This window comes from Streptomyces sp. SID3212 (assembly GCF_009865405.1).
Classification (GTDB): domain Bacteria; phylum Actinomycetota; class Actinomycetes; order Streptomycetales; family Streptomycetaceae; genus Streptomyces.
In genome coordinates this window covers 19,121-33,212 of the sequence record NZ_WWJY01000785.1, presented here as the reverse complement: position 1 = coordinate 33,212, position 14,092 = coordinate 19,121, and the positions used below count along the sequence as shown (strand labels likewise).

Sequence of the window (14,092 nt, the reverse complement as noted above, 5' to 3'; positions counted from 1 at the left end):
CCCCCGACTACCCCTCGGCCCGAACCCGCACCCAACCACCCCACCCCCACCACTAACCCCCCACCGCATCCAGCACCGCCTCGGCCGTCTCCTCCACCGTCTGGGCCGCGTTGTCGATCCACGTTCCCTGGCCGGCCAATTCCGTGCGCATCGCCTCGTCCAGTGGTGACCAGTCCGTCGTCAGGGTCTTCGCCCTCGTCTGGTTGCGCTGCCAGGCAGCCGCCGGGCCCGGGGCCAGGACCACGAGGTGGAACGGGTGGGTTCGCAGCGTCCGCCGGTAGAAGTCCAGGTGGGTACGGCGTACCACCACGTCGTCGATCACCGCGACAAACCCCGCCCCCGCCCCGCTCCTCACCCTCCGCCCCCCTCACCCCTCCAGCACCGCCAAGTCCAACGCCCGCAGACGCTCCGCGTCCGCGATCACGTCGATACCGGCAATCCCGCCCTCCGTGATCGTGAAGCTCAGCACCAGGAACAACCGGCCGCGAGGGGCCATCACCAGTCCCACCGCCCCGTTCACCAGCGCCGGTTGGGTGTACCTCGCCCGTCCCGTCGCCGCCATCGCGCCCCTGGCCACCGTTCGTGCCCCCCGAATGAGCAGAGGAGCGGGCGTCGGGCCGGCCGACCGGTCCGCCCTCAGCACCACATCCGGGTGCAGCAGCGCGACCAGCGCCTCGAAGTCCCCACCACGTGACGCCGCCAAGAAGGCATCGACAACACGGCGTTGGCGCGTGAGATCCGCTCCCGCACCGGCGCGCCCCCTCTGACCCGGCGGCGCGCGGCTCGCGAGTTGTCTGGCCGCCGTCGGCGAACGCTCGATCATCGGGCCGATCTCACCGAAGGGCACGGCGAACAGGTCGTGCAGGACGAAGGCGAGCCGCTCCGCCGGGGCCAGCGTGTCCAGTACCACCAGCAGTGCCAGCCCGACCGAGTCGGCCAGCAGCGCCTCCTCCTCGGGATCGACAGGCCCAGCGCCCACGCCCACCCCCAGCCCCGGCCCCGCCGCCCCGCCCCGTACAGCTCCAGCGGCTCCTCGCGCCGCGACCGCCGCGTACGCAGCATGTTCAGACACACCCGCGCCACCACCGTCGTCAGCCACGCGGTGAGGTTCTCCACGTCGTCCGTGTCGGCGCGGCTCATGCGCAGCCATGCCTCCTGTACGGCGTCGTCCGCCTCGCTCGCCGAGCCGAGCATCCGGTACGCCACCGCGCGCAGGCGCGGCCGGTTCTCCTCGAAACGCCCGGTCAGCCATGCTTCGTCGCCCATCGGTCACATCCCTCACTCGCGGAGTGTCAAAGAACCAGACCCTCCGGAACCTGCTGAGGTGACAGGGGGCGAAAACCGCATCCGACCACTCTGGAGAGACCATGACCACGCGACCCGTGACCACGCCACCCATCCTCCTCACCGGCGGCACCGGCACCCTCGGCCGTCACGTCCTCCCGCTCCTCCGCGCCACCGGTCACGACGTACGGGTACTCAGCCGCCACCCCCACCCCAACCCTCACCCCAGCCCCCACCCACTCACAGACGACCAGGCCCCCGTCCAGTACGTCACCGCCGACCTCCTCAAGAACGACGTCGGCGACGGCATCCAGGCCGCCGTCGACGGGACCGAGATCGTCCTCCACCTCGCCGGCGGCCCCAAGGGCGACGAAGTCGCCACCCGGAACCTGGTGCGTGCCGCCTCCCGCGCCGGGGTGAAACACCTCGTGTTCATCTCGGTCATCGCCGCCGACCGCGTCCCGCTCGGCTACTTCACGTCCAAGCTCGCCGCCGAGGAGGCCGTGGCCGCCTCCGGCGTGCCCTGGACCACCCTGCGGGCCGCGCAGTTCCACGACCTGCTGCTGACCGTCGTCGAGAAGATGGCCAAGCTGCCCGTGATCCCCGTCCCGGGCCTCCGCCTCCAGCCCGTCGACTCCCGCGAGGTGGCCGCCCGCCTGGTGGAACTGACCCTGGACAAGCCCGCCGGGCTGGTGCCCGACCTCGCAGGACCGAAGGTGTACGAGTCGGCCGACGCGATCCGCGCATACCTGCGCGCCACCGGCAGGAAGCGACCGCTGCTCCCCGTCCGGATGCCGGGAAAGGCCGGCCGCGTGTACCGGGCCGACGGAAACCTCTCCCTCGAAGGCACAGACTTCGGCACCCGCACCTGGGAAGAGTTCCTGGAGGGCCGTTTCCTCACCGATGCCGCCCCGCCTCGCCCGTAGAGCGGAGCAGTACAGTGAAAAAGTGACCACTCCGCCGGAAGGCCGGCCGCCGCTCATCACCGAAGACGACCGCGACACGGCCGTACGGCGCCTCCAAGAGGCGTACGCCGAGGGCCACATCTCTCACGACGACCTGGACGAACGCCTGCACCAGGTGCTCACCGTCCCGACGCACAGCGAACTCACGGCGGCGCTGGCCGCCCTCCCGGCGGAGAAGGCGGCCACCACGTCCACGATCGCCGCCGCCGGCGGACGGATCCGGCGGCGCGGCGTGTGGCGGGTACCGCGAAGCCTCAAGGTCCGGTCCGCGTTCGGCAGGGTGCGGCTGGACCTGTCCCGGGCGGTCATCGACCATCCGGTGGTCGACATAGAGCTGCAACTCGGCACCGGCCGGGCCAAGATCACGGTGCCTCGCGACGCGATCGTCGACATCGAGGGTCTGCGCACCGGCTGGAAGGACTCGCGCTACACACCCCGGCTGCCCCCCCGCCCGGGCGGCCCAACGATCCGGATCTCCGGGACCATGGGATTCGGACGCTTGACGATCCGCCACGCGCGCCGCTGAGGATCCTTCGGGAATTGGGAATTGGGAATCGGGAATTGGGAATCGGGAATCGGGAATCGAGAACGGCGCGGCGCGCGTACCTACCTACCTACGTACCCACCTTCGTACGTACGGTCAGCGCGCCGCACGCACCGCGCCCCCGCTCACGACCAGTCCAACGTAGGCGCCAACACCCCCTCCAGCGTCAGCAGCCACCGCTTGGTCGCCAGCCCGGTCTCACCCCCGCCGTAACCGCCGATCCCGCCCGCCGCCACCACCCGGTGGCACGGCACCAGGACGGAGACCGGCGCCGAGCCCATGATCGAGCCCACCGTCTTGGCCCGCAGGCCGCGTTCGTCGGGGTCCTCGTCGAACGCCCCGCTGCGGTCGGCCAGTTCGCCGTACGTGATCGTCGTGCCGTACCCCACCGTGCGGTGCAGGGTCCGCAGGACGGTCTGTTGGGCGCCGGTGGTCGCACGCCAGTCGATCGGGAGGTCGAACTCCCTTCGCCTGCCCGCGAAGTACTCGGCCAGTTGGGCCGTGACAGCGGCGGCTCTCCGGTCCTCGGTGGTGAGGTCCGGGCCGGTGTACGGGCCGCTGTCCGCGCCCAAGTCCGCGTCGCCGCCGACCTCCGCCCCGAACGCCACGGTCGACACCACACCCTGGTCCGTGACCCCTATGCGCATCCCACCCGTGGGCAACGGGGTCTCCACGCTGAACCAGCCCACCCCTTGATCGTTCCGCATACGGGAAACGTACCGGCGCCGCGACCGGACACCGCCGCGCTCCCGGGACTTCCGTCGGAAACCCGCCAGCTCCCCGAGGCCGGTCAGCGCGGCTCCCGGATGCTGTCGATGATGCGGGTCCAGTTGTCGCCGCCGTGCCCGTTCTCGATCGCGCGCCGGTAGTGGGCCTGTACGGCCACGGCGAGCGAGAGGTCCAGGCCCAGCGACGCGCTCGTCTCCACGATGTGGTCGGCCGTCGCGCCCATCATGGTGACCGTACTGAGGTCGCCGGGATGCTCCCCGGCATCGAGCGCGGCACCGGGGTGCTCCTCGCCGGCCCTGAGGATGCCGCCGATCGCGTCGGCGGAGGCGAGCAGCTCCGGCAGGACTTCCCTGGCCTTCATTCCCGCCGTCCCCAGCATCGCGGTCGCGTGCATCAGTCCCGACAAGGTGGCCAGGAAAACGGTGAGTTGGGCCTGGTACATCATCTGGGCGAGCCCCGGGTCCTCGCCCAGATACCGGGGTGTGCCGAGCAGTGCCAACACCCCCCGGTGGTTCTCCATCACCTCGCCGGGGCCGCTGTAGTAGACGTGGGCCGCCTCCGTGCCGACCATCGGTGCCGGGACCATGACTCCACCGCTGAGGAAGGCGGCGCCGTGGCCCGCCGCCCAGGTGGCCGCCTCGCGCGTGCGGTCGGGGGTGTCTGAGCTGAGGTTGACCAGCGTCCGGCCGGCGAGTGACGGGGTGGCGCTGCCGCTATCGCCGTTGCCGCCGCCGTCGCCGTCGCCGCCAATGGTGCCGCCGAGGATGTCGTACATCGCCCGGTAGTCGGTAAGGCTGAGGATCACGAGGTCGCTCGCCTCGATCGCCTCGCGAGGTGTCGCCGCGAGCGTCGCTCCGGCGGCGACGACGTCGTCGGCCCGGCCTGCGGTGCGGTTCCAGACGGTGACCGGGTGGCCGGCGGTGAGGAGGGTCCGCGTCATCGCCCGGCCCATCGGGCCGAGCCCGATCACGGTGACGGAGTTGCCCTGCCGGGTGGTGTGGTTCTGGTGTTCGTTCACCCCTCCATGCTCGGAGGGCGCGACTAGTCTCGGAAGTACCCACTATTTACTGCGGTACTTACCTTTCAGTAAGGGGATCAGTAATGGCCAAGGCGCCGAGACGCGGGCCTTACATCTGCGGCATCGACGCCGCGCTCGACGTGGTGAGCGGCAAGTGGAAGGGATTGATCCTCTGGGAGCTGGACGCCCATCGTGTACGCCGCTTCGCCGAACTCCGTCGCGATCTGCCGGGCGTGAGCGAGAAGATGCTGACGCAGCACCTGCGCGAGATGGAGGAGGACGGTCTCGTGCACCGGGTCGTTCACGCCGAGGTCCCGCCACGGGTGGAGTACTCCCTGACCGAGCAGGGTCGTACGCTCAACAACGCCCTCCGGCCGCTCGGCGCCTGGGGAGTTGAGCGGATACGCCGCGAAGGCTCGGAGACGGTCGCCGTGGCCGAGACCTCACCCGGATAGGCGTCCCGGCCGGCGCACCACGCGCCCGCACCCGGGCGCCGCACGGGCCACACGGGCCGCACGGGCCGCGCTCGCTCAGTCCTGCGTCCCGAACGCCCGCGCCACCGCGAGGCTGTCCTCGTAGACATGGTGCCGCGTCACCAGTCCGTCCTCGACGGTGAGGTGCAGAGCGAACCGCGCACGATAGGCGCGCCCGGTGGACCGTACGGTCTGCCGGATCTCACCGAGCACGACCGCGTCACCGCCGTCGACCAGGATCCGCTCGATCTCGGTCGCCGCCTCCCCGGCGGCATGGTGCTCGGCCAGCTCGCGGAAGTGGTCGGCGGCATCCGCCCGGGTGGAACGGTGCCGGATCCACGGCGTGCCCGTCCGGCGGCCGTGCTCGGCCTCCGGCCAGTCCAGCTTCCAGTCGACCCGTACGGCATACATCTCGGCGATGCCCGCCGGATCCCCCTCCCCGATCCGGCGCAACAACTCACGCACCACGGCGCGAGTGGCCTCCGGCGCGGCTGCGCCTCCGGCTCCGGCTGAGGCCCCGGTTGACGCTGCGGCTGCGGCTGTAGACATGGCTCGTCCCTCCAATCCGACATCCGCGTCCGTACCCCGTACCCCGTACCCGACCGACGCGGCGAGATCCCCATCCTCGCCACCCCCGCCCGCCCGACACCATTACCTCCGAGGTAACGCCCTGGGCGCCCACCCGGCCCACAAGGCACCCCCGAGCTGTGGGGCGTCGACCACCACAACCGCTTCGCGCGCCCCCGACGCGCGCATCTGCTGTCGGGTCCGAGCGCTAGGGTCATTCGAGGGGGGGGCCGCCGACAAGGAGACGACGACCATGCCCATCGCCGGGGAACTCGTCACCGAGACACTCGGGTACGACGGCGGTCGGCACGTCACGGCATACGTCCCGCCGAGCCCGCCCGAGGCCGTCGTGTACGCCGGTGACGGCCAGCTGGTCGCACAGTGGGGCGAGGCCCTGGAGGCTGCGGCCCACGTGCCGCCCACCATGGTCGTCGGCGCGCACCGGCCGGCCGACGAGACGCGGCGGCTCCACGAATACTCACCGGACTTCGACCCGGAACGGTTCGCCGCACACGAGGAGTTCCTCGTCCACGACGTCCGCCGATGGGCCCGCTCACGCTTCGGAGTCGCCCTCCCCGCCGAGCGCACCGCCGTATTCGGTGTCTCCGCCGGCGGGGAACTGGCCCTCGCCCTCGGGCTCCGCCACCCGGACCTCTACGGTGCGGTCCTCTGCGCGTCACCGGGCGCCGGCTACCGCCCCTCCCGCCCGCTGCCGACCTCGCTCCCCCGCGCGTATTTCGTCGCCGGCACGCGGGAACCGTTCTTCCGCGAGAACGCGACGCGATGGGCGGACGCTCTGCGCGACGCGGGCGCGGACGTCGTGATGACCGAACGGCCCGGCGCGCACGGAGACGCGTTCTGGCAAGAAGAGTTTCCGCTGATGGTGACCTGGGCGTTGGGCCGCTGACCATCGCCCCGCCCTGTCTCGCGCTCACTCCGTACGCCGCCGAGCACTCCCGAGTGCAACCGTGCGCCGCTCCGATGGCGGATCCGCTGCTCGCCTCCCGCTGGTATTCCTGTGCGTGATCGACGCGCCAGGCACCCACCGGGTGTCCGGCGACATGTACCGCGAGGGGAACTGGATTGAGCGAGATCGATTTCGACGGGGAAACCGACACCGTGTGGGAGAGCTACCTGCTCGACCGGCTGCTGGACCCCGAGGGGACCAACGACGGCGCCACAACCGCACCCCATGCCGCCGCGCTCTACCTGTTCAACGACGACGAAGAGCAGGCTGTGCTGGCCGGAGCCCTGGGGATCCGTGACGCGGACACCTACGAGGACGCCACCGACTTCTTCACCACCGACGCCGACGCGCTGTTCGACCTGGTCGACGGCGAGGAGACCGGCACGTTCGTGGACTTCGGCGGTACGAAGTACCGCGTCGCCGAACACGGCGAGGCCGACGGCGGCCAGGCGGGCCCGCTGCCGGTCACGCACCTGCACGGTGAGGGCGACGGCATCGTGCTGGTGGGTGTTCCGGGCATCGTGGTGGCCTGCTCCTGGGATGAGGACCGCAAGAACACCCCCGACGCCGCCACCGCAGCCGCCGTGGCCTGCGCCCGGGCCCTGCGCGCGGACCTGGCGCTGTAGCGGCGGGCACCGCGCCATCAGCTCACTGAGCAGCGACAACGATTCCGGAGGCAGAGATGGCACCACAGCAGACCCGGGCGAGGGCCAAGGCCGGCACGAGCGGCGGGAGCAAGAAGTTGACCCCCTTCAACAAATTCGTGAAGACGGAACTGGCGCGGCTGGCGGTGGAGCACCCCGAGATGACTCACCAGGAACGGTTCAAGTTGGCCACCGCCAACTGGAAGACGAAGAACTGAGCGTCGTCCATCGGCAGTGCCCCGGCGGACCGTGGTCCGGTCCGCCGGGGCACTGTGCGGCTGTGGTCAGCCCTGGGCCTTGTGGATCTTCCAGTCGGCCACGTTGGAGCTGCGGTTGAAGTAGGCGTTGGTGCAGACGTCGTAGGCGGCGCCTTCGTCGGTGGTGCCGCCGTTGGTCTCCAGGAAGCCGCCGTTGCCTCCGTAGACGTTCCACAGCAGGACGGTGTCGCCGACGCGGACATGCTCGCCGTTGGTGCTGGCGGAGGTCTGGGCGAAGATCCGCCAGTGCCCCGTCCCAGGCGCGCGGTCCTTGACCTTGGAGGTCGAGACGTCGAACTTCGCGCCGGCGGTCTTCTGCTCGGCCTTGGGGCCGCTGTTGGTGTCGAGGTAACCGCCGTCACCGCCGTAGGTGTTCCGCAGGTAGACCAGGTCGCCGCTGAGGACGGGCTGGCCGGCGGCCTTGTCGGCGGCGGACAGGATCTCCCAGGTGCCGGTGCCCGGGGCGCGGGTGGGGGTGGCGGTGGTCGAGACGCCGTAGAACGCCCCCTCCGCGGAGTTGCCGCTGTTGGTGTCGAGGTACCCGCCCCGGAAGCCTCCATAGCCGTTCTGGAGGTGGATCTTGTCACCGTACTTGAGTTCGTTCGCCATTTGACTTTCCTCGGATCGACAACGCTTCTCATGCCCCGCCCCGCAGCTGGGCCCAGGACCTGGGCGCGGCTGTCGGCGAGGACACGGAAGATCATTCAGCAAATAGGCTCAATTGCCCACCTAGTTCGCGAAGTTGTCTGAAACCAGTCCTTGACGAGCAAATGCATCTTATCGGACAGCGGCACGTTTCCCTCAGGAGGGATCTGTGGCCCGATCGCCCCACTGACACGCCGTCGCACCCTCGCCGAGCAGCAGAGCGGCGGTGTTGAGCAGCAGCAGCGGATGTACGAACCGGTCGGGACCGGTCGGCGGCACGTACCAGGACAGCGGCCAGGTGTCCCCCTTCAACGCGGGTACGGGTACGTAACTCACGTGCCCGTAACTGGAGTTGAACCGCGTCACCTTCGACGGCCAGGCCCTCAGCGCGGTGCTTCCGGGCGGTAAGTAGAAGTACACGGCCCGGCGGCCGTTCGCCTCGGCGACGATGGGGCCCGGGTCTCCGGCCGTGATTGCCTCTATGGCGTCCGCGAGACGACGACCGTCGTCCCCGTCCACACGTACGGCGTCGAATTGCACCCCGGCCTTGCGAAGTTGGAATCCCGTAAACGGAATCCAGCTTGCCTTTAATTGGCGAGTTCTCGCATCCATACAGACAGTGTGCGGTCCACCGGCTAGCGTTTTCTACACCACGACCAGAGGGTCGCGTACGGCTCTGACCTGCTTGAACGTGGTTGAAGACGGGATGAAAACGGCGGGTTCCGGTTGAGACCGGTTGAGTCCGGTTGAGTCGAGAGGGGATCGCAATGGCGCGAGCGGAGAACAAGGAAATGGTCAGCGCGGCGATGCGCACTATTGCGGGCATCGCACGCCTCCTGCGTAAGCAAAAGGGTTGGTCCCAGGAGGAGTTGGGGAAAAAAATCGGGTTCACGGGCTCGGCTATCAGCGCGATGGAGACGGGTGCGCAGCCTGCGAGCGATCAGATGTTGGAGGGGTTGGAGCGTGAGCTCGGCGAGGGGAGCGGGATCTTCGAGCAAGCGCGGTTGGACCTACGGCTGGAGAAGTACCCGAGGCAGTTCAAAGACTTCGCCCTGCTGGAGCAGAGCGTCGTTACCCTGTCGTCGTACTCGGTTCTGGTCATCCACGGGTTGTTTCAGACCGAGGCGTACGCGCGCGCCCTCATTGCTGGCGGCTATCCCCCCCTCCCCAGCCAGCGTGTGGACGAACTGGTCGAAGCCAGGATGGCTCGCAAGGCACTCTTTGACCGTGATCCACCCGCGCTCATCGAACTCGTCCTCGACGAGGCAGTATTACGGCGCCCGTGGGGCAGCAGGGACATCATGCGCGAGCAGTTGCTTCACCTTGCCGTGCTGGGCCAGCGCCCCAATGTGACGCTTCAGGTGATGCCTCTCGACCGTGCGCTTCGCGGCGAGCATGCTGGCGGACGGGGAGGCCTGACGCTCGTCGAAACACCCGACCACGAGCACCTGGTCTACCTGGAACCACAGGACGAAAGCCTGCTGATCAGCGATCCTACAAAGGTGAGTGCGTACGCTCACCGGTATGCGAAGATCCAGGCTCAGGCCCTTGGCCCGGACGAATCGCTGGGCCTCATCGAGCGGTTGGCGGGAGAAGAGCAATGACGACGAGCACCCTGCGGTGGTTCAAGTCCAGCTACAGCAGCGACAGTGGCGGCGAGTGCATCGAAGTGGCCTTCGACTGGCGCAAGTCCAGCTACAGCAGCGACGCCGGCGGACAGTGCATTGAGGTCGCCACCACCCCCCACTCCATCCACCTCCGCGACTCCAAAACACACAACGGCCCCAGCTTCGCCGTCGCCCCCACCTCCTGGACAACGTTCCTCAACTGGACGGCCTGACTCCGGCACGCACCACCGCAGGGGGGGCGGGGCTGATGGTCGAACGGCTGCTGGTGGATTTACGGGACGACGGACTCGTACAGGTGTCGTCGTGGCCGACGGGCGAGCAGTACCCGCGGCCGGCCGGTGATCCGGTGGAGTTGGTGTGGCCGCTGTCGGACGAGGATCTGACCGACTTACGGTGGTACTTGGAGCGGTACCTCCGCCTCCCGACCGCCGTGTACGGCGAACGCGGCGCACGCGTGGCGGCAGCCTTGCCGCACTGGGGCGAACAGGTCTTCGCGGCCGTCTTCGGGTCCGGCCCGGCCCGGGACGCGTACGTGGCGGCGCGGGCGCGAAACGGCCCCCTAGAGATCGCACTGCTGTCGAAGTCGGCCGAACAGTTGGGGCGTCCGTGGGAGCTGATGGTCGCTCCGGGCAGTCCGGTACCAGTGGCGCTGGACGGGGTGGCGATCTCGCGCACGCTGCAAAACACGGGGATGGCGGACGTGTTCGACGTCCCGGGTTCGCGGTTGCGGGTGCTGATGGTGATCTCCCGGCCCGGGGGGACGGCGGATGTCGGGTACCAGATGATCGCGCGGCCGTTGCTGAGGCGGTTGGAGGCGGTGCGCGGGAGCGTGGAGCTGGTCGTACTGCGGCCTCCGACGCTGGAACGGCTGGGTGAGGTGCTGGCCGAGGCGCGGGAGGCCGGGGAACCGTTCCAGGTGGTGCACTTCGACGGCCACGGCGTCTTCGGACAGGCGTCAGGGGCGGGGGCGGGTGCCGGAACCGGCTGGGGTTCGGTGATGTACCAGTCCCCCGGCCCGCAGGGGATGCTGGCGTTCGAGAAGCCGGGGGGCGGCAGCGACCTGGTCGAGGCGGGCCGGGTGGCGCAGGTGCTCGCCGGGGCCAAGGTCCCGGTCGTCGTCCTGAACGCCTGCCAGTCCGCGCAGGTCGGCTCGGAGCTGGAGGCGGCGGTGGCCACGCGGCTGCTGGCCGGGGGCTGCGCGAGCGTGGTGGCGATGGCGTACAGCGTGTACGCGGTGGCGGCGGCGGAGTTCATGACGGCGTTCTACGAGCGGCTGTTCGCCGGTGACCGGGTGGCGGACGCGGTCACCGCCGGCCGCGTACAGCTCACGCTGAACGACAAGCGGCCGTCGATGAAGGGGATGCTGCCGCTGGCGGACTGGATGGTCCCGGTGCTGTACACGCGCAGCGAGGCGCGTTTCTCGCATCTGCGTACGACCCGGAGTCCCGAACAGTCCGTCGGAGACATCCTGACCCGCATCCGCGAAGAGTCGGAGGCGGGCCCGGAGAGGGGCGGCCAGGGCCGGGATCTGGAGCCGGTGGGCGAGTTCGTGGGCCGGGACGCGGACTTCTACACCCTGGACGTGGCGGCCCGTCTCCAACACGTGGTCGTGGTGCACGGGCCCGGCGGCACGGGCAAGACGGAGCTGGCCAAAGCCTTCGGCCGGTGGTGGCGAGACACTGGGGGCGTCGATGCCCCGGACTGGGTGTTCTGGCACTCGTTCGAACCGGGGGTGGCGTCGTTCGGTCTGGACGGGGTCGTCAACGCCATCGGTGAGCGGCTGTTCGACGCGCGATTCGCACTCCTGGACAACTCCGAGCGCCAGAAGGTGATCGAGGAAGTCCTCGCCGCCCGCCGCCTGCTGCTGATCTGGGACAACTTCGAGTCGGTACGAGAGATGCCGGACCCGGGCCGGGCGACGCCACCCCTGTCCCAGCCGGAGCAGGACAGGATGCGCGGCTTCCTGACCCGCGTGGCCGCCGGGGGCGGCGAGAGCGCGGTGCTCATCACCAGCCGCACCCCGGAAAGCTGGCTGGGCCCGGACCTGCGCCGCATCGAACTGGCTGGCCTGGGCGCGGAGGACGCCACCGCGTACGCCCATCAACTCCTCGCGCCTTACCCATCCGCCCAGCCGCAGCGGCAGACCCCGGCGTTCGCCGACCTGATGCGCTGGCTGGACGGCCACCCCCTGAGCATGCGCCTGACGCTGCCCCACCTGGACACCACCACCGCCCAACACCTCCTGAACGGTCTCCAGGGCACAGCCGCCCTCCCGGCGGCCGACGGCAACGGCAACCGCCACACCTCGCTGTCGGCGAGCATCGCCTACTCGTTCACACACCTCAGCCCGGCGGATCAAGAGGCCCTCACCGTCCTGAGCCTGTTCAACGGGGTAGCCGACGCCAATGCCCTCGTCGCCTTCTCCACCGAACAGGGGGCTCCCGAACGCTTCCGCGACCGAACCGGCCCGCAATGGATGGAGGTTCTGCTACGGGCGGCGAACCTTGGACTGCTGATGCCTATGCACTCGGCCTCGGCCATGTTCCGCCTGCATCCCGCGCTGCCCGCGCACCTGGCCGCGCACTGGCGCACCCGTACCCCCGACACCTACGCCACAGAACGGGCAGCGGCCGTCCGGGCCCTCGTATCGGCCCACGCCGCCTTCGGCGGCTGGCTGGACGGACAGGCCACCGGCGGCAACGCTCAGCTCGCCTTCGCCCTGATCGGCCAACAGCGGCGGATGCTCGGCAGCATGCTCGGCCTCGCTCTTGATCACGGTCTTTGGCTGGACGCCCAGCTCATATTCCAGCCGTTGGACAAGTACTGGGACGCGCAAGGCCTGACGGAAGAGGCAGGATCATGGGCGGACCGGGCACGGCTGGCCGTCGAATCCGACGACGGCACCCCGCCCGGCCTGGGCACCCCGGCAGGTGCCCTGTGGCTGTACACGACCGGATCCCAGGCCGGACAGGAACGCGTCAGGAAGCAGCTCGACCGCGCGGAAAGCACTTACCGCACCATGCTTCACGCGCTGGAGGAGCAGCCCCGAAATCCCCACTACCTCAGCCGCTTGGGTGCCGTCTATCACCAGCTCGGGCTTGTCGCGCACGACCGTGGGCGACTGACCGAAGCCGAGGACTGGTTCCGCCGATCCCTCGCCGTCAAAGAAAAGCTCGTCGATCCCCCCGGCTTGGCCATCAGCTATCGCGACCTCGGCCTGGCCACGAGCTATCACCACCTCGGCTCGCTCGCCCGGGACCGTGGGCGGCTGACCGAAGCCGAGGACTGGTGCCGCCGGTCCCTCGCCATCGGAGAAAGGCTCAACAACCTCCCCGGCATGGCCAGCAACTACCACCAGCTCGGCATCGTCGCCCAAGACCGCGGGCGACTGACCGAAGCCGAAGGCTGGTACCGCAAATCCGTGGCCATCAAAGAAAGCCTCAACGACCTCCCCGGCCTGGTCGTCAGCTATCACCATCTCGGCGTCGTTGCCCAGCTACGAGAGCACCTGGAGGAAGCCGAGGACTGGTACCGCAGGTCGCTCACCATCAACGAGAACATCGGCAACCGCTCCGGCATGGCCGACAGTTTCCACCAGCTCGGCGTCGCCGCCCAGCTACGAGGGCACCTGGGGGAAGCCGAAGAGTGGTACCGCCAATCCCTCACCATCAAGGAAGGGCACAACAACCTCCCCGGCATGGCCGTGACCTTCGGGCAGTTGGGGCTGCTCGCGGAGGAGCGGGGGGATGCGGCGCTGGCTCTGACATGGACGGTCAGGTGCGTCTCCCTCTTCGAGGAGATTCCCCACCCGAGTACGGTTCCCGGCCCCAGCCACCTCACCCGCTTCACCCGCCAACTCGGCATGAAGTCCCTCGAAGAGACCTGGCAGGCCGTCACCGGCCACCCCCTGCCCGCCGCCGTACGCGAGTACGTCCTCACCCACCAAGACACCACCAGCGACTCCGACAACGGGGAGAACACCTCATGACCGACGTCATCGAACAGGGCGCCCGAGCTGCCGCCCAGCGCCTCACCACACCCCACACCCCGGAGCTGGCCGACGACGTCGAAGTCGCCCTGGCCGCCCGCGACGCCACCCACACGCCCGACCAGTACAGCGACCCCGTCGCCATCGGCAGCCTGGTCGTCAGCGTCGCCAGTCTCGTCTGGATGGTCTACAACGACATCCGCAGCCGGAGCGCCGCCTCCGCCACGGCCGACGCGGTCGCCCGGCGCGTACGTCAGCGGCTCGACCAAGCGGAGGCTACGCCCGCGCCCCCGCTCGACCCCGCCGAGCGGGACCGGATCATCGACATCACCGTCGAGGAGACCCTCAACGCCGCCCGTGCCCAGGACCCCGGGAGCGCGTAA

Annotated in this window: 16 protein-coding genes and 1 pseudogene; 10 read left to right on the top strand and 7 right to left on the bottom strand. The window is 69.6% G+C overall.

Features of this window, described 5'->3' with window-relative positions:
• Nucleotides 1-52: 52 nt before the first annotated feature.
• Together GT042_RS23515 and GT042_RS23510 are read right to left on the bottom strand one after the other, a co-directional pair.
• Complete coding sequence (locus GT042_RS23515; protein ID WP_161310712.1) at nucleotides 53-355, bottom strand: hypothetical protein; 303 nt, start codon at nucleotides 353-355, stop codon at nucleotides 53-55.
• 12 nt (nucleotides 356-367) lie between these two features.
• A pseudogene (locus GT042_RS23510) lies at nucleotides 368-1,266 on the bottom strand (sigma-70 family RNA polymerase sigma factor).
• Between the two features lie 101 nt (nucleotides 1,267-1,367).
• Between GT042_RS23510 and GT042_RS23505 the strand changes: the two are divergent.
• Nucleotides 1,368-2,210, top strand: a complete 843-nt coding sequence (locus GT042_RS23505; RefSeq protein WP_161310711.1) for an SDR family oxidoreductase — start codon at nucleotides 1,368-1,370, stop codon at nucleotides 2,208-2,210.
• A 22-nt stretch (nucleotides 2,211-2,232) separates the two neighbouring features.
• Entirely contained in the window at nucleotides 2,233-2,775 is a 543-nt protein-coding gene (locus GT042_RS23500; protein WP_161310710.1) for a DUF1707 and DUF2154 domain-containing protein, read from the top strand.
• Nucleotides 2,776-2,918: 143 nt separating this feature from the next.
• On the opposite strand, the gene GT042_RS23495 is transcribed toward GT042_RS23500, so the two are convergent.
• Nucleotides 2,919-3,500, bottom strand: a complete 582-nt coding sequence (locus tag GT042_RS23495; protein ID WP_161310709.1) for a methylated-DNA--[protein]-cysteine S-methyltransferase — start codon at nucleotides 3,498-3,500, stop codon at nucleotides 2,919-2,921.
• Nucleotides 3,501-3,583: 83 nt separating this feature from the next.
• Nucleotides 3,584-4,540, bottom strand: coding sequence for an NAD(P)-binding domain-containing protein (locus tag GT042_RS23490; protein WP_161310708.1), 957 nt, complete (start codon nucleotides 4,538-4,540; stop codon nucleotides 3,584-3,586).
• A gap of 83 nt (nucleotides 4,541-4,623) precedes the next feature.
• On the opposite strand from GT042_RS23490, the gene GT042_RS23485 reads away from it, so the two are divergent.
• Nucleotides 4,624-4,995 (top strand): helix-turn-helix domain-containing protein, encoded by a 372-nt coding sequence (locus GT042_RS23485; protein WP_161310707.1) that lies wholly within the window; start codon nucleotides 4,624-4,626, stop codon nucleotides 4,993-4,995.
• Between the two features lie 75 nt (nucleotides 4,996-5,070).
• Here the strand turns inward: GT042_RS23485 and GT042_RS23480 are convergent, their stop codons facing one another.
• The gene (locus GT042_RS23480) at nucleotides 5,071-5,481 is read right to left on the bottom strand and encodes a nuclear transport factor 2 family protein (RefSeq protein WP_345943887.1); all 411 of its coding nucleotides are present in this window, start codon (nucleotides 5,479-5,481) and stop codon (nucleotides 5,071-5,073) included.
• 352 nt (nucleotides 5,482-5,833) lie between these two features.
• Here GT042_RS23480 and GT042_RS23475 point away from each other — a divergent pair, with 352 nt between their 5' ends.
• From GT042_RS23475 to GT042_RS23465, 3 genes are all read left to right on the top strand, one after another.
• Entirely contained in the window at nucleotides 5,834-6,487 is a 654-nt protein-coding gene (locus tag GT042_RS23475) for an alpha/beta hydrolase-fold protein (protein ID WP_161310705.1), read from the top strand.
• A gap of 176 nt (nucleotides 6,488-6,663) precedes the next feature.
• Nucleotides 6,664-7,173 carry a hypothetical protein gene (locus GT042_RS23470; protein ID WP_161310704.1) on the top strand — a complete coding sequence of 170 codons (510 nt, stop codon included), beginning with the start codon at nucleotides 6,664-6,666 and terminating at the stop codon, nucleotides 7,171-7,173.
• 56 nt (nucleotides 7,174-7,229) lie between these two features.
• The gene (locus GT042_RS23465; RefSeq protein WP_161310703.1) at nucleotides 7,230-7,409 is read left to right on the top strand and encodes an HMG-box domain-containing protein; all 180 of its coding nucleotides are present in this window, start codon (nucleotides 7,230-7,232) and stop codon (nucleotides 7,407-7,409) included.
• Between the two features lie 66 nt (nucleotides 7,410-7,475).
• Here the strand turns inward: GT042_RS23465 and GT042_RS23460 are convergent, their stop codons facing one another.
• Nucleotides 7,476-8,057 carry a hypothetical protein gene (locus GT042_RS23460; protein ID WP_161310702.1) on the bottom strand — a complete coding sequence of 194 codons (582 nt, stop codon included), beginning with the start codon at nucleotides 8,055-8,057 and terminating at the stop codon, nucleotides 7,476-7,478.
• A gap of 192 nt (nucleotides 8,058-8,249) precedes the next feature.
• Nucleotides 8,250-8,705, bottom strand: coding sequence for a hypothetical protein (locus tag GT042_RS23455; RefSeq protein WP_161310701.1), 456 nt, complete (start codon nucleotides 8,703-8,705; stop codon nucleotides 8,250-8,252).
• Between the two features lie 155 nt (nucleotides 8,706-8,860).
• On the opposite strand from GT042_RS23455, the gene GT042_RS23450 reads away from it, so the two are divergent.
• From GT042_RS23450 to GT042_RS23435, 4 genes are read left to right on the top strand one after another with little or no spacing between them, the layout of a single operon-like run.
• Nucleotides 8,861-9,697: a helix-turn-helix transcriptional regulator gene (locus tag GT042_RS23450; protein WP_161310700.1), complete on the top strand. Its 837-nt coding sequence runs from the start codon at nucleotides 8,861-8,863 to the stop codon at nucleotides 9,695-9,697.
• The gene (locus GT042_RS23445) at nucleotides 9,694-9,933 is read left to right on the top strand and encodes a DUF397 domain-containing protein (RefSeq protein WP_161310699.1); all 240 of its coding nucleotides are present in this window, start codon (nucleotides 9,694-9,696) and stop codon (nucleotides 9,931-9,933) included. The genes GT042_RS23450 and GT042_RS23445 overlap by 4 nt, the downstream gene beginning before the upstream one ends.
• 35 nt (nucleotides 9,934-9,968) lie before the next feature.
• Nucleotides 9,969-13,709 carry a tetratricopeptide repeat protein gene (locus GT042_RS23440; protein ID WP_161310698.1) on the top strand — a complete coding sequence of 1,247 codons (3,741 nt, stop codon included), beginning with the start codon at nucleotides 9,969-9,971 and terminating at the stop codon, nucleotides 13,707-13,709.
• On the top strand, nucleotides 13,706-14,092 hold the full coding sequence (locus tag GT042_RS23435; protein WP_161310697.1) for a hypothetical protein: 387 nt from the start codon (nucleotides 13,706-13,708) through the stop codon (nucleotides 14,090-14,092). The genes GT042_RS23440 and GT042_RS23435 overlap by 4 nt, the downstream gene beginning before the upstream one ends.